We start from the raw sequence: 23,794 nt of genomic DNA on the forward strand, positions 1-23,794 counted from the left end.
GGAAGCTCACAGGAACGGCAGCATCCAGTGGTCCACCATCAGGAAGGCGAACAGCGCCATCAGGTAGACGATGGAGTAGCCGAACATCTTCATCGAGAACAGTTCATCCGGCGGATTCAGCATGCGCCAGGCGTACCAGAGGAAGACCGCGTTGAGCACGATCGCGCCGCCGAGGTAGAACATGCCGCTCATGCCGACCACGACCGGCAGGATGCTGACGATGGCCAGCGCGATCGAATAGACCATGATCGACTTGCGGGTGTAGGCCACGCCGTGGGTGACCGGCAGCATCGGGATTTCCGCCTTGGCGTAATCCTCGCGGCGGAAGATCGCCAGCGCCCAGAAGTGCGGCGGGGTCCAGATGAAGATGATCAGCACCAGCAGCGACGCGTAGGCCCAGTCCCACGGGCCCTGCATGCCGGTGATCGCGGCCCAGCCGAGCATCGGCGGGGTAGCACCGGCGAGACCGCCGATGACGATGTTCTGCGAGGTCGCGCGCTTGAGGTACACGGTGTAGATCACCGCGTACCCGATCAGCGAGGCGAAGGTCAGCACGGCGGTGATCACGTTGACCCAGACCACCAGGATCGTCATCGACAGCGCGATCAACAGGCCGGCGAAGACGAGCACCTGCCACGGCTTGACCTTGCCCACCACCAGCGGGCGCCACGAGGTGCGCGCCATCTGCGCATCGATGCGCGCGTCCAGCAGCTGGTTGATCGCTGCGGCGGCCGAAGCGGCCAGCCAGATGCCGAGGAAGCCGAGGGCGCCGTCCAGCGCCTGCTGCGCGGTGGGCACGCCGGGGATGGCCAGGAACATGCCCACCAGCGCGGTGAACACGATCAGGGCGACGACCTTGGGCTTGGTCAGATCCCAGTACTGACGGTAACTGGCCATGCCGTCAGCCTGCCTGCACGGCAGTGGACGCAGCGCTGGCCTTGCCACCCTCGGCATCCGGCGCGCGCAGGCGCGCCAGCAAGGTCACCAGCACGAACAGCAGGGCCACGGCGCCCCCGCTGTGCGCGACGGCCACTTCCAGCGGCACCGCCAGCTTCACGTTGAGGATGCCCAGGGTGATCTGCAGCACCACAAGCAGACCCAGAGCGCTCGCCCAGCCGCGCATGCTCGGCAGGCGGAACAGGCGCACCGACAGCCACAGCAGGTACACGGCGACCACGATCGCCATCACGCGGTGCGCCATCTGGATCGCGATACGCGAGGCGCCGTCGAGCACGCCCCCTTCGTAATCCACGCCGATGCCACGCCACAGGGTGAAGCCTTCCTTGAAATCATGCGGCGGCCACCACTGGCTGACGCAGCGCGGGAAATTGTCCAGCGAGGCGCTGCCGCCACCGCAGGCGAGTGCGGCGTAGTTGGCGCTGACCCAGCCGCCGAGGGCGATCTGCGCGACCAGCACGGCCACGCCGGCGCGGATCAGCCACTTCAGCTTGGGCGCCTCGGCCAGGGTGATCGGCATATGCGTGGCGCGCCACGCCATCCATACCAGCAGGCCGAACATGAGCATGCCGCCGAGCAGATGGCCCATGACCACGATCGGCTTGAGCAGCCAGGTGACTGTCCACATGCCGAGCAGCGCCTGGAAGATCACCACCGCCAGCGTCAGCAACGCGGCACGAGCCAGGTCGATGTTGGTCCAGCGCAGCGCGGCGATCAGCAGGATCGCTTCGCCGATCAAGGCGATGATGCTCGCGGGGACGTGCATGCCCATCATGTACAGCGGTATGCCCGTCGCCACCAGCACACAGGCGGTGATCACCACCGTACTGCCCCAGCGACGACGACGCGTGGCCAGCAGCGCCAGGGTGAGGATCTCGATGCCGAGTGCACCGGCCAGGAAACGGTGCACCTGCTCGCGCCACGCCTTGTGCGTTTCCAGCGGGCGGATCTTGGCCGCTTCGTGGCCGATCACTTCCTCGGCGTGCTGCGGCCAGGTGACACGGCCATAGCAGGTCGGCCAGTCCGGGCAGCTCAGGCCGGCATCGGACAGACGCACGAACGAACCGAACATGATCGTGCTGGCGGTCATGATCAGCGCAAACCACGCCAGACGGTGGAAATTGCGGTGCAGCACCGGGCGTGCGGAGAGGCTCATCTAAACGGAACTCACTTCAGTTTCAGCAGCGTGGCCAGGTCTTTGCGCAGACCGGCCATATCGAATCCCGGCGCGTACCGCATGATCACGAATCCATTGGGATCGATCACATACACAGGCGTACCGGCGGCGTCATCCACGGCGGGCAAAGCGGCACGCAGGTCCGGTTGGGCGCGCAGCGCGCGCAGTGCGGGCATGCCCTGGACCTCGGCCGGCGGCGTGCCCAGCCACAGGATCTCGACATTATCGGCGTTATGGCCGAACAGCTGCCACACCTTGCCCAATCCCTGCGACAAAGTGACGCACTCGCTGGTACAGCTGGCAGACGGGGCCACCAGGATCCGCCAGGTGCGATCGTTGGGGTTCCACGGGTACGGCTGACCATCGGCCAGGGTGGGCGGCAGTGCGCGCAGATCGGCCGGCGGCTGCAGCAGCTGCCCGGTATTGCGGTGCGAGGTCGGCTGCCAGCCGGAGAAGCGCAGCACGCCCGCCAGCGCCATGGCGCCGAAGAACACGCCGAACAACGCGATCAGGGTCCAGCGGCCGCGTGAACGGGACGGCAGCCGGGCCGGGGAAGTGGCATTCATGGGCGGCATTTTCTCATGTTGAGCCGGTCAGCGCCGGGGAGTGCCACGCCGGCGGCGATGGCGACGGAATTCCAGGACCAGCGCGACCACCAGCACGGTCAACGCCAGTCCGAACCATTGCACGGCGTAGCCCAGATGGCGACTGGGCGGTAGCGTATTGGGCAGCAGCTCCAGATCGCGCGGGTAACCGCCTGGCAGCGCCGGATCCAGCCGCAGCACGCGCGCGGCAAGGCTGCCCGTCGGCAGTGACAGCGCGCGGGCCATGTCGTCGGGTGGCATCCGGCTGGCCAGCCATACGCCCGGCTGTGGCGCGGGCGACAGCGCCGGCCCCAGGGCCAGCCCGGTGGCCGGTGACGGCGCCAGCAGGCCGCTGATGGCCGTATGGCCGGCAAGCGGCGTGATCGGTGGGATGACACGATCCGGCGGCATCGGCAGCCAGCCCAGATCGACCAGCACGCGTGCGCCGTCATCGGTCTGGAACGGCTGATACACCTTGAGACCGGCGCGGCCTTCGCGGGTCTGGTTGTCGAGCAGGATCGTGCCGGGCAGGAAGCGACCGTGATCCTGCACCCAGCGCAGCAACGGCGGGGCGGCCTGGGCCTGGTGCAGCGTGAGCGACTGCGCGCGGGCAGGCACCTGCTGGGCCAGCAACGCCTCTTTGGCGTGCATGCGCTGCAGTTGCCAGCGGCCCAGCTGGCAGAACGCGAGGATGACCAGCACCGCGGCGATCCAGCCGATCAGGCGTGTGTGCTTGCGCATCATGACAACGCCGGCAAAACGCGGTGATATAGGCGCACCCGCCACGCCATCGAGCCGCGCATGAATGATTCGTTGAAGACCCTGCTGGTAATCGCGTTTCTGATCGTCATCGTCTGGAATCTGGGCGCCGGGCTGTATTACCTGCTGGTCGATCGCGGCCAGACCAAGCGCACCGTCAATGCCCTCACCCGCCGCATCGCGGTATCGGTGGCGCTGATCGTGCTGGTGGTCATCGGCATCTACAGCGGTTGGATCAAGCCCCACGGCATCGGCGGCTGAGGCCGCACCGGCGTCGATGCGGCAGGACGTCGCACCGACGCTACAGCACGTAGACGAACAGGAACAGCATCAGCCACACCACGTCGACGAAGTGCCAGTACCACGCGGCCGCTTCGAAGCCGAAGTGGTTGTCGCGGGTGAAATGCCCCTTCGACGAGCGCAGCCACATCACCGCCAGCATGATCGTGCCCAGCAGCACGTGCGCACCGTGGAAGCCGGTAAGCATGAAGAAGGTGGAGCCGTAGATGCCCGAACCCAGGGTGAGGTTGAGTTCCTTGTAGGCGTGGATGTACTCCTCCACCTGCAGGGTCAGGAAGCCCACGCCGAGCAGCACGGTGATGCCCAGCCAGACCAGCAGCTGGCGGCGGTGACCGGCCTTGAGCGCGTGATGCGCGATGGTCAGGGTGACGCCGGAGGTGAGCAGGATCAGCGTATTGATCAGCGGCAGGCCCCAGGCCGGAATGGTCTGGAAATGCCCACCGATCGCACCGGGGCCGTTGGTCGGCCACGCCGCCGAATACCCGTCCCACAGCAGCTCATTGGTCATCACGCCGTCGCCCGCGCCGCCCAGCCACGGCAGGCCCAGATTGCGGGTGTAGAACAGCGCGCCGAAGAACGCGCCGAAGAACATCACTTCGGAGAAGATGAACCACACCATCCCCATCCGGAACGAGCCATCCACCTGGCGGTTGTAGCTGCCGGCCTGCGATTCGCGCACCACGTCGCTGAACCACCAGAACAGGGTCAGCACCAGCATTGCGATGCCGGTGTAGAAGGTCCACTTGCCCCAGCTGGAATCATTGAGCCAGCTGGCCACGCCGACCATGGTCACCATCATCGCAATGGAACCGATGAACGGCCATTTGCTGTGCGTGGGCACGAAGTACACGTTCGCATCGGGGCTTTGCTGGGCCATGGTCTTGGGTCCGGTCCGGATCAGGGAGCTGCACGCGCGCCGGTCGGCAGGCTGGCCGGAGCCAGCTGCGCGGACAAGGCGTCGTTCTTGTAGAAGGTGTAGGACAGGGTGATCGTGGTGATGTTGGCCGGCAGGTCGGGATCGACGATGAAGCGCACCGGCATGTCACGTTTCTCGCCGGCCTGCAGGGTCTGCGCGGTGAAGCAGAAGCACTCGGTCTTGCTGAAGTAGCCCGATGCCTTGGCCGGTGCCACCGACGGCACGGCGCTGCCGACCAGCGCGCGATCACTGTCGTTACGCGCGTAGTACAGCGCCTCGTTGAGCTCGCCGGGCACCACGTCCATCGTCAGCTGTTCGGGATGGAACGCCCAGGGCAACTTGGAATTCACTCCACCATCGAACTCCACCCGCACCGTGCGCTTGCCGGTGGCGGCTGCAGTGCCTGCCGCCGCGCCGGGGCCACGCTCCAGGCGCACGCCGAACACCTTTTCGCAGGCGATGCGGTACAGCGGCACCAGCGAGAAGGTCAGCACGAACACCGCCAGCGCCACCCCGATCAGGCGGGGCAGGCCCGCATGACGCGCGGGTGCCGGGCGCGGATCGCTCATCGCCCGATCACCCCGCTGAGGATGAAGCCGCCATAGACCATCAGCGCGACAATCCCGACCGCCCACGCGGTGCGATGCGCGCGGCGACGTTGCAGGGCCTGCTCATCCGGCGTGCGGGTGGTACTGGTCATGAGCGGCCTCAATGGGTGATGTCGTCATGGGCCAGATCACCCGGACGGATGGTCGGCGGCGTGGTGAAGGTATGCGCCGGTGCGGGCGAAGGAATCGTCCACTCCAGGCCACGTGCGCCTTCCCAGCAGCGGTCGGCGGCCTTCGCGCCGTGACGCAGCGAGTGCCACAGGATCGCGGCCATCATGAAGGGCGTGACGAACATGCCGAACGCGCCGATCGAGCTGATCAGGTTCCAGTCGGCGAAGGCCACGCTGTAATCGGGAATACGCCGCGGCATGCCGGCCAGGCCGAGGAAGTGCTGCGGGAAGAACAGCAGGTTCACGAACACGATCGACCACCAGAAATGCACCTTGGCCCAGGTTTCGCTGTACATGCGCCCGGTCCATTTCGGCCACCAGTAATACACCGCGGCGATCAACCCGAACACGGCACCGGTGACCAGTACGTAGTGGAAATGCGCGACCACGAAGTAAGTGTCGTGGTATTGGAAATCGGCCACCACGATCGCCAGCATCAGGCCGGAGAAGCCGCCGATGGTGAACAGGATCACGAAGGCCACCGCCCACAGCATCGGCGCTTCGAAGGTGAGCGAGCCGCGCCACATGGTGCTGACCCAGTTGAACACCTTCACCCCGGTCGGGATGGAGATGAGCATCGTGGCGAACATGAAGTAGATCTCGCCGCCCAGCGGCATGCCCACGGTGAACATGTGGTGGGCCCAGACGATGAAGGACAGGAACGCGATCGCGGCGATCGCGTAGACCATGGCCTGGTAGCCGAACAGCGGCTTGCGGCTGAAGGTGGGGATGATCTCGCTGACCACGCCGAACGCCGGCAGGATCATGATGTAGACCTCCGGGTGCCCGAAGAACCAGAAGATGTGCTGGTACATCACCGGGTCACCGCCACCGGCGGCGTTGAAGAAGCTGGTGCCGAAGAACTTGTCGGTGAGCAGCATCGTCACCGCGCCGGCCAGCACCGGCATCACCGCGATCAGCAGGAAGGCGGTGATCAGCCAGGCCCAGCAAAAGATCGGCATCTTCAGCAGATCGATGCCGGGCGCCCGCATGTTGAGCACGGTGGCGATGATGTTGATCGCGCCCATGATCGAGCTGATGCCGGCCACGTGGATGGCGAACACGCTGAAGGCCACGTTGTAGCCACCCTGCAGCGACAGCGGCGGGTACAGCGTCCAGCCACCGGCCGGTGCGCCGCCGGGCAGGAACAGGGTCAGCAGCAGCAGGCTGAAGGCCACCGGCAGCAGCCAGAACGACCAGTTGTTCATGCGCGGCAGCGCCATGTCCGGCGCACCGATCTGCAGCGGGATCATCCAGTTGGCCAGGCCGACGAAGGCCGGCATCACGCCACCGAAGATCATCACCAGCGCATGCACGGTGGTCATCTGGTTGAAGAACTCGGGCTTGACGAACTGCAGGCCCGGTTGCGCCAGCTCAGCGCGGATGATCACGCTCATCGCCGCACCGATGATGAACATGATGAAGCTGAAAAGCAGGTAGAGCGTGCCGATGTCCTTGTGGTTGGTCGAGAAGAACCAACGCTCGAAGAACCCCTGCTGATGCCCGTGATGCCCGTCGTGGTCAACTGCGGAATGCGCCATCGCAACTACACCTCACTGTATCCGGTGGTACCCGCATCCGCCGGCTGGCGGACGCGGCTCGATTTCAGGCGTTGCTGTCTGTTGCTGCCACGGCAGGCTCGCTGGCCGGTGCCTGTGCCGGTGCCGGGGTGGCCTCGGCCGGGGCAGCCGGCGCGGGCGCCGGAGCGGCCTGCGGTGCAGGGGCCGGCGCAGGCTTCCTGGAGGCCAGCCATTTCTGGTAATCCTCCTTGGAGACCGCCTCGACCACGATCGGCATGAAGCCATGGTCCTTGCCACACAGCTCGGCGCACTGGCCGCGGTACACGCCGACCTGTTCGATGTTGGTCCAGGCCTCGTTGATGAAGCCGGGAATCGCATCCTGCTTCCAGCCCAGCGCCGGCACCCACCATGCGTGGATGACGTCGTCGGAGGTGATCACGAAGCGCACCTTGGTATCGACCGGCAGCACCAGGCGGTTGTCGACATCCAGCAGGTAATGCGGATGGCTGTCGCGGGTCGGCACCACGCCACTCTGGCGGACACGGTCGGACTCACGGTCCAGCCGGCTGGTGAAGCTGACGTTCTCGCCGAGGTATTCGTACTTCCACATCCACTGATACCCGGTGACCTTGACGGTCATTTCCGAATCGCGGGTGTCGTAGAACTTGATCAGATTGGCTGTGGCCGGCCAGGCCATCACCACCAGGATGATCACCGGGATCACCGTCCAGATCACCTCGGCCTTGGTGTTGTGGCTGAAGGTGGCGGCGACCGCGCCCTTGGATTTGCGGAATTTGAAGATCGCGTAGAACAGCGCGCCGAACACCAGCACGCCGATCACGGTACACACCCACAGCGAGAACAGGTTGGACTCCCACGCCAACCGCGAGCTCTGGGTCACCCCCTTGCCCATGTTCAATTGCCACGGTTTGGGGTCGGCCGCCTGGGCCCACGCCATGGCCGGCGCCAGCAGCGCAGCCCCGCCCAACACTGACTTCCCGAACGTCCTGCCCCACTTTCTGCATTGCTTCATTGCCTAGACCCTTAGCGTCGTCGGTTGCGGCCGTCATTGGCCGCGAGCAAGCCTTCTAGTTTCTGAGCCAGTACCTGGCGTTCGGCCGGTGCGAGGAAACTCCCCACGTCCACCTGCCGACCGCTGGATGCCAGCCGGACTCTGCGCTCGTCGGCGATCAGCCTCACCCAGTGCGGGTGGGCGCTGAACACCGGCGAATGCCCGGGTGCGGGAATCACTTCCACACACGCCGGCACTACCCGGATCTCTTCCTGCCGTTCTCCACTGCGCCACACCGTGCGCAGCGCCACTGCCAGCAACACGCTGTACAGCAGAGCAAACACGGGGGCGAATACGTTGCCGGTGAACCAGCCCAGGCCGGCCGCCAGCCACATCACCCCCGCCAACACCACAAACAACAGGACGAACTGCCGGGCATCGAGCGCCCGTGGGGGGCGCAGCCGCAGTTGCGTCCCTGATCCGTCCGGAGCGATGAGCACCTCGATCATGTCGCAACCGCGTTTTTCCTGCCGCGGGAAACGTCTCGATGGTAGCCCCGCTCTCCAGCGAGTAGCAAGGGTCCATTCACAGTTTCAGGAATGTTGCAATACAGCATTGCCTGCGGCGGCCGTTTTGACGAAAACAGCACAATAAATGGCGGGCGGGTCGAATCCGCCGAATCCCCCTGTATGAAAGGCTATGCGCCGCATGGGCGTGGGCACGAAAACCGCTTGACTCGCCAAAAAAACGATTAAAATGGTCAAGTTCTCCACGAGCCGACCGGCATGACTGCATCCTCTGTCCTTCCCCCTGCCCCGGCATCGTCCGGCGCCGCCCGCCCGCCGCTGCTGTCCCCCGAGCTGCCGGCCGTTCCCAACGCGTTCCGCCAGGCGATCACCGATGCCTGGTTGAAGGACGAGGCCACCCATGTGCGCGAGCTGCTCGAGCAGGCACGCCTGCCGGCCGCCGAGCAGGCCAAGGTGCAGGCCACCGCTGCCGACCTGGTCAAGCGCGTGCGGGTGCGCGCCCAGGACCAGGGCGCGATCGAAGCCTTCATGCGCCAGTACGATCTGGGCAGCGAAGAAGGCGTGCTGCTGATGTGCGTGGCCGAAGCCCTGCTGCGCATTCCGGACCAGGAGACCGCTGACAAGCTGATCCGCGACAAGCTCGGCGATGCCGACTGGAAGAAGCACATGGGCGGCAGCGACTCGGTGCTGGTCAACGCCTCCACCTGGGGCCTGATGCTGACCGGCCGCCTGGTCCAGATCAACGATGCCACCCGCGCCGATGTGCCGGGCGCGTTCAAGCGCCTGATCGGCCGCGTGGGTGAGCCGGTGATCCGCCTGGCCGTGCGCCAGGCGATGAAGATCATGGGCCACCAGTTCGTCATGGGCCGCACCATCGACGAAGCGCTGTCGCGCTCGCACAAGGGCGACAACGCCAGCTACCGCTATTCGTTCGACATGCTCGGCGAAGGCGCGCTGACCATGAAGGACGCCAAGCGTTACCTGGAAGACTACCGCCGTGCGATCCACTCGATCGGTGGTGACCACAAGGCCCGCGGCGGCCGTCCCGATGGCGACGTCAATTCGGCACCGGGCATCTCGATCAAGCTCTCCGCGCTGTACCCGCGCTACGAGCACGCCAAGCGCGCACGCGTCATGGCCGACCTGGTGCCGGGCGTGCTGGAACTGGCGCAGCTGGCCAAGTCCTACGGCATCGGCTGCACCGTCGACGCCGAAGAAACCGACCGCCTGGAACTGTCGCTGGACATCATCGAGACCGTGGTCAGCGATGCCTCGCTGGCCGGCTGGGAAGGCTTCGGTGTGGTCGTGCAGTCCTACCAGAAGCGCACCCCGTACACGATCGACTACCTGGCCGACCTGGCCCGTCGCATCGGTCGCCGCCTGCAGGTGCGCCTGGTCAAGGGCGCGTACTGGGATGCGGAGATCAAGCGCGCGCAGATCGACGGCCTGCCGGCCTACCCGGTGTTCACCCGCAAGCAGAACACCGACGTCTCCTACCTGGCCTGCGCCAAGCGTCTGTTCACGCACAGCGATGCGATCTACCCGATGTTCGCCACGCACAACGCGCACACCATCGCGGCCGTGCAGGCGATCGCCAAGGGCGGCCAGTACGAGCACCAGAAGCTGCACGGCATGGGCGATGACCTGTATGCCGAAGTGGTGCCGGCCGACCGTCTGAACGTGCCGTGCCGCGTGTATGCGCCGGTCGGTTCGCATGAAGACCTGCTGCCGTACCTGGTGCGGCGCCTGCTTGAAAACGGCGCCAACTCCAGCTTCGTCAACCGCATCACCGACGAGAACGTGGCCATCGACGACCTGATCCGCGATCCGGTCGAGGTGGTCTCCTCGTTCGCGTCCATCCCGCATCCGAAAATCCCGCTGCCGGTCGATCTGCTGCGCAGCCAGAACCATGACAGGAAGAACTCCATGGGCGTCAATCTCGCCAACGACAACGATCTGCGCGCGCTGGCCGAGCAGCTCAACGCCGCCGTGAAGCCGTGGCACGCCGCGCCGCTGGTGCCGGGTGCCAACCCGACCGGCGCACTGTTGAACGTGACCAACCCGGCCGACACGCGCCAGGTGGTGGGCCAGTGGCAGCCGGCCGACAGCGCCACCGTCGAGAAGGCACTGGCCAATGCCGTGGCCGCGCAGCCGGCCTGGAACCGCACCCCCGCCGCCAGCCGCGCGGCGATCCTGGAACACGCCGCCGACCAGCTGGAAGCGCGTATGCCCGAGTTCATGGCGCTGTGCGTCAAGGAAGCCGGCAAGAGCCTGCCCGACGGCATCGCCGAAGTACGCGAAGCGGTCGACTTCCTGCGCTACTACGCCAAGCAGGCGCGCGAGCAGTTCGGCCACGCCGAAAAGCTGCCGAGCCCGACCGGTGAATCCAACGAACTGCAGCTGCATGGCCGCGGTGTGTTCGTCTGCATCAGCCCGTGGAACTTCCCGCTGGCGATTTTCCTGGGCCAGGTCAGCGCCGCGCTCGCCGCCGGCAACAGCGTGATCGCCAAGCCGGCCGAGCAGACCAACCTGATCGGCTATTACGCGGTGAAGCTGCTGCTCGACGCCGGCGTGCCCGAAGGCGTGCTGCAGTTCCTGCCGGGCGACGGCGCGACCGTCGGTGCCGCACTGACCGCCGACCCGCGCGTGGCCGGCGTGGCCTTCACCGGCTCGACCGACACCGCCCGTGCGATCAACCGCGCGATGGCCGCACGCGACGCTGCGATCGGTGTGCTGATCGCCGAAACCGGCGGCCAGAATGCCTTCATCGCCGACTCCTCGGCGCTGCCGGAGCAGCTGGTCAAGGATGCGATCGGGTCGGCCTTCACCTCCGCTGGCCAGCGCTGCTCGGCCGCACGCGTGCTGTTCGTGCAGGACGACATCGCCGACAAGGTGATGACCATGCTGTCCGGCGCAATGGCCGAACTGAAGGTCGGTGACCCGGGCCTGCTGTCGACCGATGTCGGCCCGGTGATCGACGCCGATGCACTGCAGATTCTCAAGGATCACGCGGTGCGCATGGAGAAGGACGCGCGCCTGATCGCCGCTGCCACGCTCAGCGACGACGCCGCGCACGGCACCTTCTTCGCCCCGCGTGCGTACGAGCTGAAGAACCTGGACCAGCTGCACAAGGAGATCTTCGGGCCGGTGCTGCACGTGATCCGCTGGAAGGGCGACCAGCTCGATGCGGTGATCGACCAGATCAACGCGACCGGCTACGGCCTGACCCTGGGCGTGCATTCGCGCATCGATGAAACCGTGGACCGCATTTCATCGCGCATCAACGTCGGCAACGTGTACGTCAACCGCAACCAGATCGGTGCGGTGGTCGGCGTGCAGCCGTTCGGCGGCCAGGGCCTGTCCGGCACCGGCCCGAAGGCCGGCGGCCCGCACTACCTGCTGCGCTTTGCCACCGAAAAGACCGTCACCGTGAACACCACGGCAGCCGGCGGCAATGCCTCGCTGCTGACCCTGGGCGACTGATTCCCAGCGTCCTGCGGTAAACAAAAAACCCCGCGAAAGCGGGGTTTTTTGCAGGTCACGGGCTTTCGATGGACTCGATCTGGTCCTGCATCAGCAGCTCGTTACCCATGTAACGCTCGAACTTGATGCGGCCAAAGCCGGCGGCGTACCACGCCTCGATGCGACTGTCTTCGAAGGTGGCGGTGACGTGGCAGGTGTCCTTGAACGTGCGCGGCTGGTTGTCGACGTCCGCGTCAATGTCTTCGAAACCGACGAAGGTGTAGTCGGAGAAGCCGTCGTAGTCGACCGGTTCAACGGTTTCGTCGACATGGTTCGTGCGCTCGCCCGCGCCGGTGAGCTCGAATCGATCGCCCGGCTTGGCGCTCTGCGGGAACGTCGGCGCCGGCTTGAAGGTATCGGTACGCGTGGGGCCGTCGCTGGACATGCTGTAACGCTCCTGGCCCAGCAGCTGGCGGCCGCTGATGTCATGGAACGTGGCCATCCCGATGCCACCACCGGCACTGTGCATCTTGATGGCGTTCTGGCCAGCGAAGGTCACTTTTTCGATGGTCAGCGTTTCATCGGCATTCGACCAGGACAGACCCGGGGTCAAAGTGAAACAGGCAGCGAACTCCGGCGCGGCCGCTGCGGGCAGCGAGACGGCGGCGAGTGCCATGGCAAGGGTGGAGCGAAATAGAGCAGACGTCATGGGAGAATCCGTGGGAGGAGAGTGGAGGCAAAACGACATTGCGCTGGCGAACTGCGTCTCCAGCGGGAGGTTGATTCGGTGGTGCTGCCTAGGCCAGGAGTGACGCCAGATCGAGATGGCGCAGCTGCGCTTCCAGGGTTTGCAGGCTGGTCCAGGGCAGAATGGGCGAATTCTGACGCTCATCCGGCGGATGCGTCCGCAACGTATCGGACCAGCCACCGCATCCTTCCAGCGGCAACAACGGCCGCTTGTGCAGCCACGCCAGGCAGACTTCGGAGATGGTGCCCGCGCGACCGCCAATGACGATGCAGGCATCGCCGGCCAAGGCCATCATCAGGTTGCGGGCATCGCCCATGCCACACGGCAACACGACGGTTGCCGGCCAGTCAGCCGCCGGCATCACATCAGGGGGAATGATGCTGACCACCAGGCCGCCTGCGGCTATCGCGCGCTCGGCGGCCACACGGGTGGCAGGACTTCCACAGCCGCTGACGACAGTGATGCCGAGTCTGGCCATCAACGCGCCAGCGTCTCCAGCCAATTCGTACGCGGCGGAACCCGGTTCGGCGCTGCCCAGAATGCAGACCTGCGGTCGTCGATACGGAGCGTTCATTCATATCCTTTTAAATGATCGTGCCGGTGTAGCGATCGGCGCGTCTGTGAATGCTATCGCGTCACGCATTCGGCGTGCACCTCCGAATCGATTCACGTTCACTCGCCAGATGCAGTGACCTGCGTCTGGATCAGGCGGTCGCCGACTGCGATTGCAGATGCCCGTAACCGGCCGCCTGCACGAAGTCGTTCAAGTGCCACAGTCGGCCGTTGGCGGCCCAATGGCCATCGGCGATATCGGTCATCACGATGGAACTCAGCAGCACGCGTGGATCGCCCGGTGCCACGCAACCGGCGATGGCGTCGTGCAGGTGCAGCGCGTAGTCGGCGCGTTGCTGCGCATCCAGCACGCCCTGCGGAATCCGCACCTCGACCTGGCAGGGAATGCCGCGTGCGCCGATATCCTGGCCGCCACACAACCAGTGGCCGGCCGCGATTTCCTGCAGCATTACCCAGCACAGGCGCTGCTGAGCTGGCTCGGCACCCAAGCCGCTGGCGCGGACGGCGGCGTCATGCACCGCCTGTAGCAGGCGTTGCCGGGTAGCGGCGTCGAACGCGTTGGCGGGAAGGGTGAGGGTGATGTTGGGCATGCGGATCGACCGGTTGCGTAAAGGGACTCCATTGGAGCCGAACGCCGCACCGGGCAACATCGGCCGATCTGACATCTTTCGTGCACAATCAGACAATGCACGATTTCACTGTCATCGTCCTGCCGGGTGCGTTCGCCTCCAGCGTCGCGCTCACCCTGGACATCCTCACCACGGCCGCCACCCTCGCCCCGCGCCTGGGTCTGCCGGTGCCCCGCTGGCAGGTCTGCAGCCCGGCACGCGGCGCTATCCGCCTGGGCACGCACCTGCAGCTGCGTGCCGCGCCGATGCCACGCGTGGCCGATGCGCAGGCGTGCTGGATCGTGCCAGGGCTGGGCGTGGAGGATCCCGACACCATCGCACAGCGGCTGGGCGAGCCCGACATCCCGGGGGTGGTGCGGGCCCTGCGCGCGCATGTGGCGGCCGGTGGGCATGTCGCGGCCTCCTGCGCATCGGTGTTCCTCTTGCAGGCCGCCGGGCTGCTCACCGGGCGCAGCGTGACCACCACCTGGTGGCTGGCCGGCGCGCTGCAGCGGCAAGCCGCGGAGTGCCGGGTCGATCCAGACCGGATGGTGATCGACGACGCGCCGCTGATCACGGCCGGTGCTGCGCTCGGGCACACCGACCTGATGCTGTACCTGCTCCGGCAGCGCTTTGGCCCGGCGCTTCCCGATGCGGTGGCGAGGGCCCTGCTGCTGGATCGCCGGCAGCTGCAATCGCCGTTCATGGTCCCGGCGATGATGGCGCAGGGCAATGCACTGATCGCCTCGCTCACCGCCCACATCGAAGCCACGCTGCCGGCCACGGTGAGTGTCGGTGCGCTGGCGGCGCATGTCGGCATGTCCACGCGCACACTGTCGCGGCAGGTGGGCAAGGCGACCGGACAGGGGCCGCTGCACCTGATCCGCAGCGTGCAGTTGAACCAGGCGCGCACCCTGCTGGAGAACAGCCGCTACTCGGTGGAGACCGTTGCCGAGCGCGTGGGCTACCGCGATCCCACCGCCCTGCGCCGGCTGATGCGCAAGCGCCTCAACGCGACGCCACGGCAGTTGCGCTGATGTGCAGCGGAACAAGGTGAGAAGGTTGCGCCCAACAAAAAACCCCGCTTTCGCGGGGTTTTCTGCTGCTGCATTCAACCGATCAGTGCTGCGTTGATCAGAACTTGTAGTTGAACGAAGCGGCCAGCACGTCGCCACGGACCTTGTACTTGCCGTTGAGCGAGTTGCCCTGGTTGTTGGTGGTACCGGCGATGTTCACGTCCGGATCCTTGGTGAACAGGTGGGTGTAACCGAAGTTGTACTCGGTGTTCGCCGACGGGGTCCAGCCCAGGCCCACGGACAGCCACTTGCGGCTGGTGTCCGGCACGCGCACGTCGCGGTGTGCGTTGGTGGTCGGGGTCTGATCCAGCGCGATACCGCCACGCAGGGTCACGGTGTCGCTCAGCTTGAAGTCGGTACCCAGCGAAACGAAGGTCGTATCGCGGTAGCCGAACTCCAGCACCGAATCGGGCTGGTTGGAGGCGTAATCGATGGTGACCTGGTCAAACGCGGTCGACCAGGCGGTACGGGTGACGTCACCCATCACGGTCCAGCGGTCGTTGACGTTGTGGGTGACGCTCAGCGTGGCCGAGGCCGGCAGGGTCAGCGTCGCCTTGCCCGAGGTGCTGGTGAAGCGGCCCGGCTGAGCGACAGCCAGCACGGCAGCAGCGTTGGTCGGGACATCAAAGGTGGCATCGCCGCCGGTGATCTTGTGCTCGACCTTGGAGCGGTAGCTGATGCCGATGTGGGTGTTCTCATCGGGGCTGAACAAGCCGCCGACGGTCCAGCCCACCGCATTGTTGTCGCCTTCCACGGTCAGCTTGCCATCGGCGCTGCCCGGGGCGAAGCCCGGCACGCGCGACTGCGCCAGTGCAGTGCCGAAGTCGATGTTGTTGCTCAGCTCGATGGTCAGGTGCTCGACGAACACGGACGCACCGAAGGACACGTACGGGTTGACGTCATAGGACGCAGCGAAGCCCAGGTCGATGGCCTTCATGTCGGTCTTCATGCCGCTGTAGCGGCCGACCCAGCCATTGTCGTAATCGGTCTTGAAACCGAACGGCGCGGTCAGCGAGACGCCGAAATGGGCCTTCTCACCGATCGGCATGTGGAAGTACGCGGCCGGAACCGGAGCGATCATGCCGGCGTCGCCGCCGTCACCGCCGGTCTGCGGCTGGCCGGTCGGCTTGCGGCCGGTACCGTTGAACTTGGCCGAGAAGCTGATGGCGCTCAGGTCACCCTGGACCTGCATGCCCTCGAGCTGGCGCATGCCAGCCGGGTTGACGGCCATGATGGAGGCATCGCCGGCGGCGCTGCCGGAACCGGCGAAGGCGCGACCGAGGCCCTTGGCGCTGTTTTCCTTCAGCTGGAAGGCGGCAGCGTGGACGTGGCCGACGGCCAGGACGCCGGCAATGCCGACAGCCAGGGCGGTGACGCGGGCAAGCGTGGAAGCGGTATGCATTGTTGGTTCTCTCCGGATAGCGATCATGTTTGGCAACGCGCGCCTGCGTTTCCCCTCCCTTTTCAGGTCAGGACAACGCGCCGGATTCCCCTCCCGACATACGACGCCGTATGCGAGTATACCGAGAGCGGTTAATGAAACAATAACGCGGTTCCCCGTTATGGCTATTCATGCTGAACGCGACATATCCCCGTCAGGTCGGCCTCCGCGCTAGGCTAGTGCCGCATGTTCGTGTCCACCCCCTCCCGCAAGAAAGCCGCTTACCGCTGGGCCACTCCCCTGCTGTTCGCCGCGCTGTGGGTGGCCTTCCTGTGGTCGATTTCGCGGCCCGATGACGCCCGCCGCAGCCTGTGGATGGACTGGGGCGCCCTCTCGACCGGCCTGACCCATCCGCTGGACTGGTGGGCGACCCTGCAGGACGGCAGCGTGCTGCGGCTGTTCACCGCGCTGTTCCTGCACGCGGACTGGTCGCACCTGCTGGGCAACCTGGTGTTCCTGCTGATCTTCGGGCTGCCGGCCGAACGCGTGCTGGGGCCGTGGCGGCTGATGCTGCTGTTCCTGGTGGGCGGGGCGATCTCGAATCTGACCGCCATCTACACGATGGGCAGCCCGGACCAGATCATCATCGGTGCCAGCGGCGCGGTGTCCGCCTTGATCGGCGCCTACCTGGCTCTGTTCCCGGGCGCGCGGCTGGGCGTGGTGATCCCGCTGGGCCTGTTTCTGGAATTCGTCCGCGCCCCGGCCTATCTGCTGATCGGGGTCTGGGCGGCGCTGCAGGTGGTGTTCGCCTACATCGGCCCAACCTTCGGCATGGTGGCCTGGTGGGCGCATATCGCCGGCTTCGTGTTCGGCCTGGGCTACGGCGTGTATGTGCGTGCGGCCATCGCGCGACGGCTGCGCAAGCGGCATGGGTTCTAGAAGAACAGCCATTGCCTGCGGGTAGTGCCGGCCGTTGGCCGGCTCCACGTACGGTTGGGTGACTGCAGAGCCGGCCAGCGGCCGGCACTACGCAGGGTCGGATTCCTGCAGAGCCGGCCAGCGGCCGGCACTACCGGTCAGGGCTTGATCGGCGCCGTCGAGGCCGGTGCCTCGGGCTTGGCCGGCGCGGGCGTCGCAGGTGCCGCCGCAGGCTTTTCGGTCGGCTTTGCTTCTGACGGCTTCGTATCTGCCGGCTTCACCGCTGCCGCTGCCGGCTTGGCCGCCGGCTTCTTCGCCGCGTCCGCCTTCTGCCTGGCCAGCACCGAACCGGGCTGCTTCAGCTCGGCCAGCGCGTCATTGATCGGGCCATCGCCCGGCAGCACGTCACCGGCTTTGTAGCCTTCGGTGCCTTCTTCATCACCGCGCAGGTGGCCGGGCAACGTGGCTTCGCTGTAGTCGGTCAGGCTGGCCGGCAGGTCGTCATCGCCGGCGCGCTTTTCCGGCTGCAGCAGCACGTCGGGGATGATGCCGGTGGCCTGGATCGACTTGCCGCTCGGGGTGAAATACCGCGCCGTGGTGAGCTTCACCGAGTCACCGTTGTCCAGCGGCAGCACGGTCTGCACCGAGCCCTTGCCGAAGGTGCGGCTGCCGACCACGCGGGCGCGGCCGTTGTCGCGCAGCGCGCCGGCCAGCACTTCGGAGGCACTGGCTGAGCCGGCGTCGGCCAGCACCACGACCGGCGCGCCCTTGAGCAGATCGCCCGGGGTCGCATCGAAACGGGCATCGCTGATCGAGATGCGGCCGCGGGTGCTGACGATGTTGCCCTTCTCGAGCAGATCGTCGGCCACCTGCACGGCGGCGGTGAGCAGGCCACCCGGGTTGCTGCGCAGATCCAGGACCAGGCCCTTGAGCTTGCCACCGGCCTGCTGCTGCAGCTGGCCAACGTGCTTCTGGAAATCGGCACCGGTGTCGGCCTGGAACGTGCTCAGGCGGATGTAGCCATAGCCGGGTTCCAGCATCCTGCTGCGCACGCTGGTGACGCGGATGGTCTCGCGGGTGACGGTGACGTCGAACGGCTTGGGCTTGCCTTCGCGCACCAGGGTCAGCACCACCTTGGTGCCGGCCACGCCGCGCAGCGGTTCGGTGGCTTCGATCGCGCTGATCGGCTTGCCGTCGATGGCGATGATCAGATCGCCGGCGAGAATGCCCGCGCGTGCGGCCGGGGTCTCGTCGATCGGCGAAATCACTTTCAGGCTGCTGTTGTCGGGCTGCTGCTGCAGCTCCACGCCGATGCCGTCGTAGGCGCCGTTGGCCTGCTCATCGAAGGCTTCGGCGTCTTCCTTGTCGAAGTAGGTGCTGTGCGGATCCAGGTCCAGCAGCAGGCCGCGGATGGCGGACTGCATCAGCTTCTTGTCGTCGACCGGATCCACATAGGCGGCGCGCACCGCGTTGTAGACGGCGACGTAGCGGCGGATCTCTTCCAACGGAACCCGTGAGGTCACCGCTTCTTCCGTGGTGGCCGCATCGGCCCCGCGTGCCGGCGCTTCGGCGGTCTGCTGCGCCCAGGACACCGCAGGCAACAGGGCCAGCAGCAAGGTGGCGGAACGGGCTACGCGCATGAAGCACTCCAGGATGAGCGGGGGACGGTTGACCACGCACGGGGGCGCGTCGCCCGATTATGCGCGAAGCGACGATAAATTCCCGTTGAACCCCGTGCCTGGCGGCGCGCCCGTGTTGGGCGCGGTTTATCGCCGCTGAAGCCAGCTGCCCGGGTCCACCGGCTGTCCATTGCGGCGCAGTTCGAAGTACAGCGCGGTCACGCCTTGGCCACCGGAATTGCCGACCTTGGCCACCGCCTCGCCCTTCTTCACCGTGGCGCCGGCATCGCGCAGCAGCGTGTCGTTGTGCGCATAGAGGCTCATGTAGCCGTTGCCGTGATCAACGATCAGGATCATGCCGTAGCCGGTCATCCAGTCGGAGAACACCACCGTGCCATCCGCCACGGCGGTGATGGTGCTGCCAGCGGGTGCACCGATCAGCACACCACTGCTGGTGCGTCCATCGGGCAGCTTGCCACCGTAGCGGGCGAGCAGATTGCCCGACAACGGCCAGCCCAGACCACCCACCTTGGGGGCAGGCGCGGAGGCAACGGGAGGGGGCGTCTTGGTCGCTCGCTGCTGCGGGCGCGTGCCGCTCGCAGCAGCGGCGCGATCAGCCTTATCGGCCGCCGCTTTCTCCGCAGCGGCACGTCGCGCGGCAGCACGACGCTCGGCTTCGGCACGGGCGGCGGCCGCACGTAGGTTCGCGAGCAGGGTTTCCAATGCCTTGGCATCCTGGCCCAGCGCCTTCTCACGCTCGCTGCGGTCCTTGTAGCGTTCGTCCAGGGTGGCCACGGTTTCCGCACGCTCGCGACGGTCATCGGCCAGCGTGGCGACCTGCTGTTTCTGTTGCTGCCGCGTGCCTTCCAGTGCCTTGCGGCGCTCGACGATCTCCGTCTCCACGCGTTGCAGTTCGGTGAGGTCGGCCGTCAGCGACTGGATCCGCTGCGCGCGCTCCCTCTGCAGGTAGCGGTGATAGGCCAGGCTGCGGTTCGCATCGGCGACGCGGTCCTGCGACAGCAGCAGCTTCAGCGGTGCGTTGTTGCCGATGCGGTACGCGGCGCGCAGCAGCGAGGCCAGCTCGGTCCGCTGCTGCTCCAGCCCCGCCTGCAGGGCATCGCGCTTTGACTGCAATTCATTCATCGCGCGGGTCTCGCGCTGCAGCGCGGTTTCGGTCTGGGCCAGTACGCGCCCGGTGCGGGCCACTTTTTCGTCGGCTTCGCGCAGCTGGCGCGAGGCCTGTCCCCGCTGCCCTTCCAGATTCCGCCGTTCCTGCGCCACGCCCTTGAGCTCGCTGCGCAGTTTCTGCAGCTTGCGCTCGGCTTCCTTGGAGGACTGCGCGGCCAGCGGGCTGGCCCCCAGAACGGCCACCGCCAGCAGCAGTGCACGCAACGCCGGGGTCAGCCATTGCGGGCGACCGCGTCCATCGGTCGGATTGTTATCCCGGCGTGAGGAAAAAGCGTTGTGGCGCAAGGGCTTTCCAGTGACTTCAGGCAGATGCGGATTGCAACGATGCATGGTGACATTCCTGCAGGCGGCCTGCCAGCCGCGCTCCACCATCGAGGTCCTCATGAAACGCTCCCTGCTTCCGCTGTTGCTGGCCCTGACGCTGCCCTGTGCGCCGGCCATCGCAAGCGACAACATCAGCAAGGTCAACGGCAGCATCTCCGCCGAGGCCGGCCAGACCTACGGGAACCTGGAGACCGTCAATGGCGGCATCAAGGTCGCCGAAGGCGTCGTCACCGGCCGCATTGAAACGGTCAACGGTGGCATCCGCGTCGCCGATCGCGCACGCACCGGCGGCATCTCCACCGTCAATGGCAGTGTGCGGGTCGGTCGCGAGGTGATTGCCAGCGGCGGGGTGGACACCGTCAATGGCGGCATCTTCCTCGATCGCGGTACGCAGGTCGACGGCAGCCTGGAAACCGTCAATGGCAGCATCGGCCTGGTCGAAACGCGCGTGGCGCGCGGCATCGAGACGGTCAACGGCGACATCACCGTTGGCGTGGGCTCGCAGGTCGAGGGCGGGATCGAGGTCAAGAAGCCGAACTTCAACCTGTCGCTGACGCCCGGCCGCAAGCCGCGGGTGATCATCGGACCGAACGCGTCGGTCAATGGACCCCTGCAGTTCGAGCGCGAGGTCACCCTCTATGTGCACCGCACTGCCCGCGTCGGGCCGGTAAGCGGGGCCGTGGCCGTGCCCTTCGATACCGACACCGCACCACAGGATTGATATGGTGGTCACTGGTGCGCTGCGCACCCGCCTTTCCCGTTCCAGGAACCGATGATGCCCCGCAAACTTCTGTTGTGCCTTGCCGCTGCCGCTGCGTTGACCGCGTGCAAGGGCGAATCCACCGCGCCCACCGCGGCACCCGCCACTGACGCGGCACCGACCACGCCGGGCCATGCCTTCTCGCCCGAGATCAACGCCGGCGACTTCGCCGAGCTGGTCAAGACCCTGGCCTCCGATGAGTTCGAAGGTCGTTCGCCGGGCAGCAAGGGCGAAGAGCTGACCGTCAATTACATCCGCGACCAGATGCAGCGCATCGGCCTGCAGCCGGGCAACGGCGACAGCTGGTTCCAGGACGTGGCGATGACCGAGACCACGGCCGATGAGTCGACCGTGTTGACGCTGGACCAGGCCGGCAAGACCCGCGAGCTGAAGTTCGGCACCGACATGGTGATCGGTACCCGCAGCGGCCAGCCGGACGTGAAGGTCGAGGCTAGCGACCTGGTCTTCGTCGGCTACGGCGTGGATGCGCCGGAGCAGAAGTGGAACGACTATGCCGGCCAGGACTGGAAGGGCAAGACGGTCGTGATGTTCGTCAACGATCCCGGCTTCCACGTCAACGATGAGAAGCTGTTCGACGGCAAGCGCATGACCTATTACGGGCGCTGGACATACAAATTCGAAGAGGCCGCACGCAAGGGCGCCGCTGCCGCGCTGATCGTGCATGACACCGCCGGTGCCTCCTACGGTTGGGACGTGGTCAAGAACTCGTGGGCCGGCCCACAGTACGACCTGCCGGCCAAGGATGACCCGGAAGCGCGTCTGCCCGCACAGGGCTGGCTGAGCGCCGAAGCGGCACGCCAGTTGTTCGCCGAGGCCGGCCTGGATCTGGACAAAGCGTATAAGGACGCCAGCAAGCGCGGCTTCAAGCCGGTCCCGCTGAAGGCCAAGGTATCGTTCGATCTGAAGAGCACCATCGCCGAGAAGAAGTCGCGCAACGTGGTCGGCGTCCTGCCGGGCAGCAAGCGGGCCGATGAAGCCGTGCTCTACATGGCGCACTGGGATCACCTGGGCAAGCACGAGGGTGAGCAGGGCGACAACATCTACAACGGTGCCGTCGACAACGCGACCGGCGTGGCCGGCATCCTCGAAGTCGCCGATGCGATGGTGCACCAGCAGCCAGCGCCGGAGCGTTCGGTGGTGTTCCTGGCGGTGACGCTGGAAGAGTCCGGCCTGCTGGGCTCGAAGTACTACGTCAGCCACCCGACCTTCCCGCTGGACAAGATCGCCGGTGTGATCAACATCGATGCGATGTCGGTGGCTGGCCGTGCCAAGGACATGACCGTGACCGGCTTCGGCAGCTCCGAGCTGGAAGACATCCTCAAGCCGCTGGCGGCCAATCAGGGGCGTACCCTGCACGGCGAAACGGCGGTGCAGAGCGGCTTCTACTTCCGGTCGGATCACTTCAACTTCGCCAAGGCGGGTGTGCCGGCGCTCTATGCGGACGGGGGTGAGGATCTGCGCGACGGCGGTGTCGAGGCTGGCCGCAAGGCAGCCGAGGACTATGGCAGCAACCGTTACCACGGCCCTAAGGATGAGTTCGATCCGGCGACCTGGAAGCTGGATGGCACGGTTGAGGACCTGCAGCTGCTGTACGGGGTGGGCAAGGAACTGGCCGGCGGCGACCGGTGGCCGAACTGGTACGAAGGCAATCCGTTCAAGGCGGCACGCGATGCGATGATGAAGGGGAAGGGCGCTGAGACGCCGGCCGCGGAGTCTGCGCGCTGAGCGGTTGTTCGTCCTGATGTGATTTCTGTTTCATGAAAACGGCGCCTTTCGGGGCGCCGTTTTTTTTTGCGGCGGCCGCTGGCTTGGTCGGGCGTTGGGCCGCGATACCCTTGCCGGTGACGCCCCCGGCCGCCGCCTTGCGGCGACGCCCTCCTCCTTGATTTCGCCCACAAGGGCATCGCGCCCCACGTGTGGAGACCACTGGCGCCTCAAAGCAAGGTCCGGTTAGCAGTGCGCGTACCGCATCCGAGCGTCGTAGCGGTCGGTAGGCTCCTGGGCAAAATCAAGGCGGAGGCCGTCGCCACCAGGCGTCGGCCGGGGGACATTTGCCGAGGGGCCTGCCGGCCGCTGCGGGGCCCTCACGCTCGCGGAAGATGCAAGCGGAGAGGCCACCCTTCCCAAAGCGCAGAAAACTACCCAACGACACCCGCCGCACCGGCCGTACCTGCCGCATGCGCACGACCGTACGCGTCTGCTGAGGGACTCGAAATGAGAGGCTCCCCATCCGTTGAGAGAAGAAAAAAAAACCCCGCTGCGTGAGCAGCGGGGTTTTGGGTGTAAACCCTGGCGATGACCTACTCTCGCATGGCTTAGGCCACACTACCATCGGCGCAGCTGCGTTTCACTTCCGAGTTCGGGATGGGATCGGGTGGTGCCACAGCGCTAATTTCACCAGGGAGACGGTTGGAGCAGCGCGTTGCGCCAGCTCAGCAGAGGTCTCTTCCGAGAAACAGATACCTGTAAAAACCAGGTGCCTGCAAAAAAAGAAAACCCCGCTGCGTGAGCAGCGGGGTTTTCGGGGTAAAAACCCTGGCGATGACCTACTCTCGCATGGCTTAGGCCACACTACCATCGGCGCAG

Annotated in this window: 22 protein-coding genes and 1 rRNA gene; 6 read left to right on the top strand and 17 right to left on the bottom strand. The window is 66.2% G+C overall.

The window, feature by feature from the left end; translation table 11 throughout:
* Positions 1-6 precede the first annotated feature (6 nt).
* The 4 genes from cyoE to EDF74_RS17925 are packed head-to-tail and all read right to left on the bottom strand — an operon-like array spanning position 7 to position 3,462.
* Positions 7-897, bottom strand: coding sequence for a heme o synthase (cyoE, locus tag EDF74_RS17910; RefSeq protein ID WP_123731371.1), 891 nt, complete (start codon positions 895-897; stop codon positions 7-9).
* A gap of 4 nt (positions 898-901) precedes the next feature.
* Complete coding sequence (locus tag EDF74_RS17915) at positions 902-2,113, bottom strand: COX15/CtaA family protein (protein WP_123731372.1); 1,212 nt, start codon at positions 2,111-2,113, stop codon at positions 902-904.
* A gap of 11 nt (positions 2,114-2,124) precedes the next feature.
* Positions 2,125-2,700: a hypothetical protein gene (locus EDF74_RS17920; RefSeq protein WP_102788907.1), complete on the bottom strand. Its 576-nt coding sequence runs from the start codon at positions 2,698-2,700 to the stop codon at positions 2,125-2,127.
* 27 nt (positions 2,701-2,727) lie between these two features.
* The gene (locus tag EDF74_RS17925) at positions 2,728-3,462 is read right to left on the bottom strand and encodes an SURF1 family protein (protein WP_123731373.1); all 735 of its coding nucleotides are present in this window, start codon (positions 3,460-3,462) and stop codon (positions 2,728-2,730) included.
* 57 nt (positions 3,463-3,519) lie between these two features.
* Between EDF74_RS17925 and EDF74_RS17930 the strand changes: the two genes are divergently transcribed.
* Complete coding sequence (locus EDF74_RS17930) at positions 3,520-3,738, top strand: twin transmembrane helix small protein (RefSeq protein WP_019185993.1); 219 nt, start codon at positions 3,520-3,522, stop codon at positions 3,736-3,738.
* Positions 3,739-3,778: 40 nt separating this feature from the next.
* On the opposite strand, the gene EDF74_RS17935 is transcribed toward EDF74_RS17930, so the two are convergent.
* The 6 genes from EDF74_RS17935 to EDF74_RS17955 all read right to left on the bottom strand — a co-directional run bounded on the left by EDF74_RS17935 (position 3,779) and on the right by EDF74_RS17955 (position 8,512).
* Positions 3,779-4,654, bottom strand: coding sequence for a cytochrome c oxidase subunit 3 (locus EDF74_RS17935; protein WP_123731374.1), 876 nt, complete (start codon positions 4,652-4,654; stop codon positions 3,779-3,781).
* A 20-nt stretch (positions 4,655-4,674) separates the two neighbouring features.
* Entirely contained in the window at positions 4,675-5,262 is a 588-nt protein-coding gene (locus tag EDF74_RS17940; RefSeq protein ID WP_121042251.1) for a cytochrome c oxidase assembly protein, read from the bottom strand.
* Positions 5,259-5,393, bottom strand: coding sequence for a hypothetical protein (locus EDF74_RS18380; RefSeq protein ID WP_259462181.1), 135 nt, complete (start codon positions 5,391-5,393; stop codon positions 5,259-5,261). The genes EDF74_RS17940 and EDF74_RS18380 overlap by 4 nt, the downstream gene beginning before the upstream one ends.
* 8 nt (positions 5,394-5,401) lie before the next feature.
* A complete protein-coding gene (gene ctaD / locus EDF74_RS17945; RefSeq protein WP_019185997.1) occupies positions 5,402-7,012 on the bottom strand; it encodes a cytochrome c oxidase subunit I in 1,611 nt (536 codons plus the stop codon).
* Positions 7,013-7,076: 64 nt separating this feature from the next.
* Positions 7,077-8,024, bottom strand: a complete 948-nt coding sequence (gene coxB / locus EDF74_RS17950; protein ID WP_123731375.1) for a cytochrome c oxidase subunit II — start codon at positions 8,022-8,024, stop codon at positions 7,077-7,079.
* An 11-nt stretch (positions 8,025-8,035) separates the two neighbouring features.
* Entirely contained in the window at positions 8,036-8,512 is a 477-nt protein-coding gene (locus tag EDF74_RS17955) for a DUF2244 domain-containing protein (RefSeq protein WP_121042248.1), read from the bottom strand.
* A 276-nt stretch (positions 8,513-8,788) separates the two neighbouring features.
* On the opposite strand from EDF74_RS17955, the gene putA reads away from it, so the two are divergent.
* Positions 8,789-12,013, top strand: a complete 3,225-nt coding sequence (putA, locus tag EDF74_RS17960) for a bifunctional proline dehydrogenase/L-glutamate gamma-semialdehyde dehydrogenase PutA (protein WP_123731376.1) — start codon at positions 8,789-8,791, stop codon at positions 12,011-12,013.
* A 55-nt stretch (positions 12,014-12,068) separates the two neighbouring features.
* On the opposite strand, the gene EDF74_RS17965 is transcribed toward putA, so the two are convergent.
* The 3 genes from EDF74_RS17965 to EDF74_RS17975 form a co-directional block, all read right to left on the bottom strand.
* The gene (locus tag EDF74_RS17965; protein ID WP_123731377.1) at positions 12,069-12,701 is read right to left on the bottom strand and encodes a hypothetical protein; all 633 of its coding nucleotides are present in this window, start codon (positions 12,699-12,701) and stop codon (positions 12,069-12,071) included.
* An 88-nt stretch (positions 12,702-12,789) separates the two neighbouring features.
* A complete protein-coding gene (locus tag EDF74_RS17970; protein ID WP_123731378.1) occupies positions 12,790-13,314 on the bottom strand; it encodes a Rossmann fold nucleotide-binding protein in 525 nt (174 codons plus the stop codon).
* Positions 13,315-13,444: 130 nt separating this feature from the next.
* Positions 13,445-13,903, bottom strand: a complete 459-nt coding sequence (locus tag EDF74_RS17975) for a tautomerase family protein (protein WP_123731379.1) — start codon at positions 13,901-13,903, stop codon at positions 13,445-13,447.
* A gap of 95 nt (positions 13,904-13,998) precedes the next feature.
* Here EDF74_RS17975 and EDF74_RS17980 point away from each other — a divergent pair, with 95 nt between their 5' ends.
* A complete protein-coding gene (locus EDF74_RS17980; RefSeq protein ID WP_123731380.1) occupies positions 13,999-14,958 on the top strand; it encodes a GlxA family transcriptional regulator in 960 nt (319 codons plus the stop codon).
* 97 nt (positions 14,959-15,055) lie between these two features.
* Here the strand turns inward: EDF74_RS17980 and EDF74_RS17985 are convergent, their stop codons facing one another.
* Complete coding sequence (locus tag EDF74_RS17985; RefSeq protein ID WP_123731381.1) at positions 15,056-16,399, bottom strand: outer membrane protein transport protein; 1,344 nt, start codon at positions 16,397-16,399, stop codon at positions 15,056-15,058.
* Between the two features lie 225 nt (positions 16,400-16,624).
* Between EDF74_RS17985 and EDF74_RS17990 the strand changes: the two genes are divergently transcribed.
* Entirely contained in the window at positions 16,625-17,317 is a 693-nt protein-coding gene (locus EDF74_RS17990; protein WP_019186003.1) for a rhomboid family intramembrane serine protease, read from the top strand.
* A 137-nt stretch (positions 17,318-17,454) separates the two neighbouring features.
* On the opposite strand, the gene EDF74_RS17995 is transcribed toward EDF74_RS17990, so the two are convergent.
* Positions 17,455-18,936 (bottom strand): S41 family peptidase, encoded by a 1,482-nt coding sequence (locus tag EDF74_RS17995; protein ID WP_123731382.1) that lies wholly within the window; start codon positions 18,934-18,936, stop codon positions 17,455-17,457.
* A gap of 126 nt (positions 18,937-19,062) precedes the next feature.
* On the bottom strand, positions 19,063-20,388 hold the full coding sequence (locus tag EDF74_RS18000) for a murein hydrolase activator EnvC family protein (RefSeq protein WP_428999182.1): 1,326 nt from the start codon (positions 20,386-20,388) through the stop codon (positions 19,063-19,065).
* Between the two features lie 97 nt (positions 20,389-20,485).
* Here EDF74_RS18000 and EDF74_RS18005 point away from each other — a divergent pair, with 97 nt between their 5' ends.
* Positions 20,486-21,148, top strand: coding sequence for a hypothetical protein (locus EDF74_RS18005; RefSeq protein WP_123731400.1), 663 nt, complete (start codon positions 20,486-20,488; stop codon positions 21,146-21,148).
* A 54-nt stretch (positions 21,149-21,202) separates the two neighbouring features.
* A complete protein-coding gene (locus EDF74_RS18010) occupies positions 21,203-22,933 on the top strand; it encodes a M28 family metallopeptidase (RefSeq protein WP_123731401.1) in 1,731 nt (576 codons plus the stop codon).
* 562 nt (positions 22,934-23,495) lie between these two features.
* On the opposite strand, the gene rrf is transcribed toward EDF74_RS18010, so the two are convergent.
* Positions 23,496-23,610, bottom strand: a 5S ribosomal RNA gene (gene rrf, locus EDF74_RS18015).
* Between the last annotated feature and the right edge of the window lie 184 nt (positions 23,611-23,794).

It is taken from the genome of Stenotrophomonas rhizophila, from assembly GCF_003751305.1.
GTDB lineage: Bacteria > Pseudomonadota > Gammaproteobacteria > Xanthomonadales > Xanthomonadaceae > Stenotrophomonas > Stenotrophomonas rhizophila_B.

Excerpts from the sequence above, each read along its gene's own strand:
- cyoE (WP_123731371.1), bottom strand. The coding sequence starts at position 897 with ATGGCCAGTTACCGTCAGTACTGGGATCTGACCAAGCCCAAGGTCGTC.
- EDF74_RS17915 (WP_123731372.1), bottom strand. The coding sequence starts at position 2,113 with ATGAGCCTCTCCGCACGCCCGGTGCTGCACCGCAATTTCCACCGTCTG.
- EDF74_RS17920 (WP_102788907.1), bottom strand. The coding sequence starts at position 2,700 with ATGAATGCCACTTCCCCGGCCCGGCTGCCGTCCCGTTCACGCGGCCGC.
- EDF74_RS17925 (WP_123731373.1), bottom strand. The coding sequence starts at position 3,462 with ATGATGCGCAAGCACACACGCCTGATCGGCTGGATCGCCGCGGTGCTG.
- EDF74_RS17930 (WP_019185993.1), top strand. The coding sequence starts at position 3,520 with ATGAATGATTCGTTGAAGACCCTGCTGGTAATCGCGTTTCTGATCGTC.
- EDF74_RS17935 (WP_123731374.1), bottom strand. The coding sequence starts at position 4,654 with ATGGCCCAGCAAAGCCCCGATGCGAACGTGTACTTCGTGCCCACGCAC.
- EDF74_RS17940 (WP_121042251.1), bottom strand. The coding sequence starts at position 5,262 with ATGAGCGATCCGCGCCCGGCACCCGCGCGTCATGCGGGCCTGCCCCGC.
- EDF74_RS18380 (WP_259462181.1), bottom strand. The coding sequence starts at position 5,393 with ATGACCAGTACCACCCGCACGCCGGATGAGCAGGCCCTGCAACGTCGC.
- ctaD (WP_019185997.1), bottom strand. The coding sequence starts at position 7,012 with ATGGCGCATTCCGCAGTTGACCACGACGGGCATCACGGGCATCAGCAG.
- coxB (WP_123731375.1), bottom strand. The coding sequence starts at position 8,024 with ATGAAGCAATGCAGAAAGTGGGGCAGGACGTTCGGGAAGTCAGTGTTG.
- EDF74_RS17955 (WP_121042248.1), bottom strand. The coding sequence starts at position 8,512 with ATGATCGAGGTGCTCATCGCTCCGGACGGATCAGGGACGCAACTGCGG.
- putA (WP_123731376.1), top strand. The coding sequence starts at position 8,789 with ATGACTGCATCCTCTGTCCTTCCCCCTGCCCCGGCATCGTCCGGCGCC.
- EDF74_RS17965 (WP_123731377.1), bottom strand. The coding sequence starts at position 12,701 with ATGACGTCTGCTCTATTTCGCTCCACCCTTGCCATGGCACTCGCCGCC.
- EDF74_RS17970 (WP_123731378.1), bottom strand. The coding sequence starts at position 13,314 with ATGAACGCTCCGTATCGACGACCGCAGGTCTGCATTCTGGGCAGCGCC.
- EDF74_RS17975 (WP_123731379.1), bottom strand. The coding sequence starts at position 13,903 with ATGCCCAACATCACCCTCACCCTTCCCGCCAACGCGTTCGACGCCGCT.
- EDF74_RS17980 (WP_123731380.1), top strand. The coding sequence starts at position 13,999 with ATGCACGATTTCACTGTCATCGTCCTGCCGGGTGCGTTCGCCTCCAGC.
- EDF74_RS17985 (WP_123731381.1), bottom strand. The coding sequence starts at position 16,399 with ATGCATACCGCTTCCACGCTTGCCCGCGTCACCGCCCTGGCTGTCGGC.
- EDF74_RS17990 (WP_019186003.1), top strand. The coding sequence starts at position 16,625 with ATGTTCGTGTCCACCCCCTCCCGCAAGAAAGCCGCTTACCGCTGGGCC.
- EDF74_RS17995 (WP_123731382.1), bottom strand. The coding sequence starts at position 18,936 with ATGCGCGTAGCCCGTTCCGCCACCTTGCTGCTGGCCCTGTTGCCTGCG.
- EDF74_RS18005 (WP_123731400.1), top strand. The coding sequence starts at position 20,486 with ATGAAACGCTCCCTGCTTCCGCTGTTGCTGGCCCTGACGCTGCCCTGT.
- EDF74_RS18010 (WP_123731401.1), top strand. The coding sequence starts at position 21,203 with ATGCCCCGCAAACTTCTGTTGTGCCTTGCCGCTGCCGCTGCGTTGACC.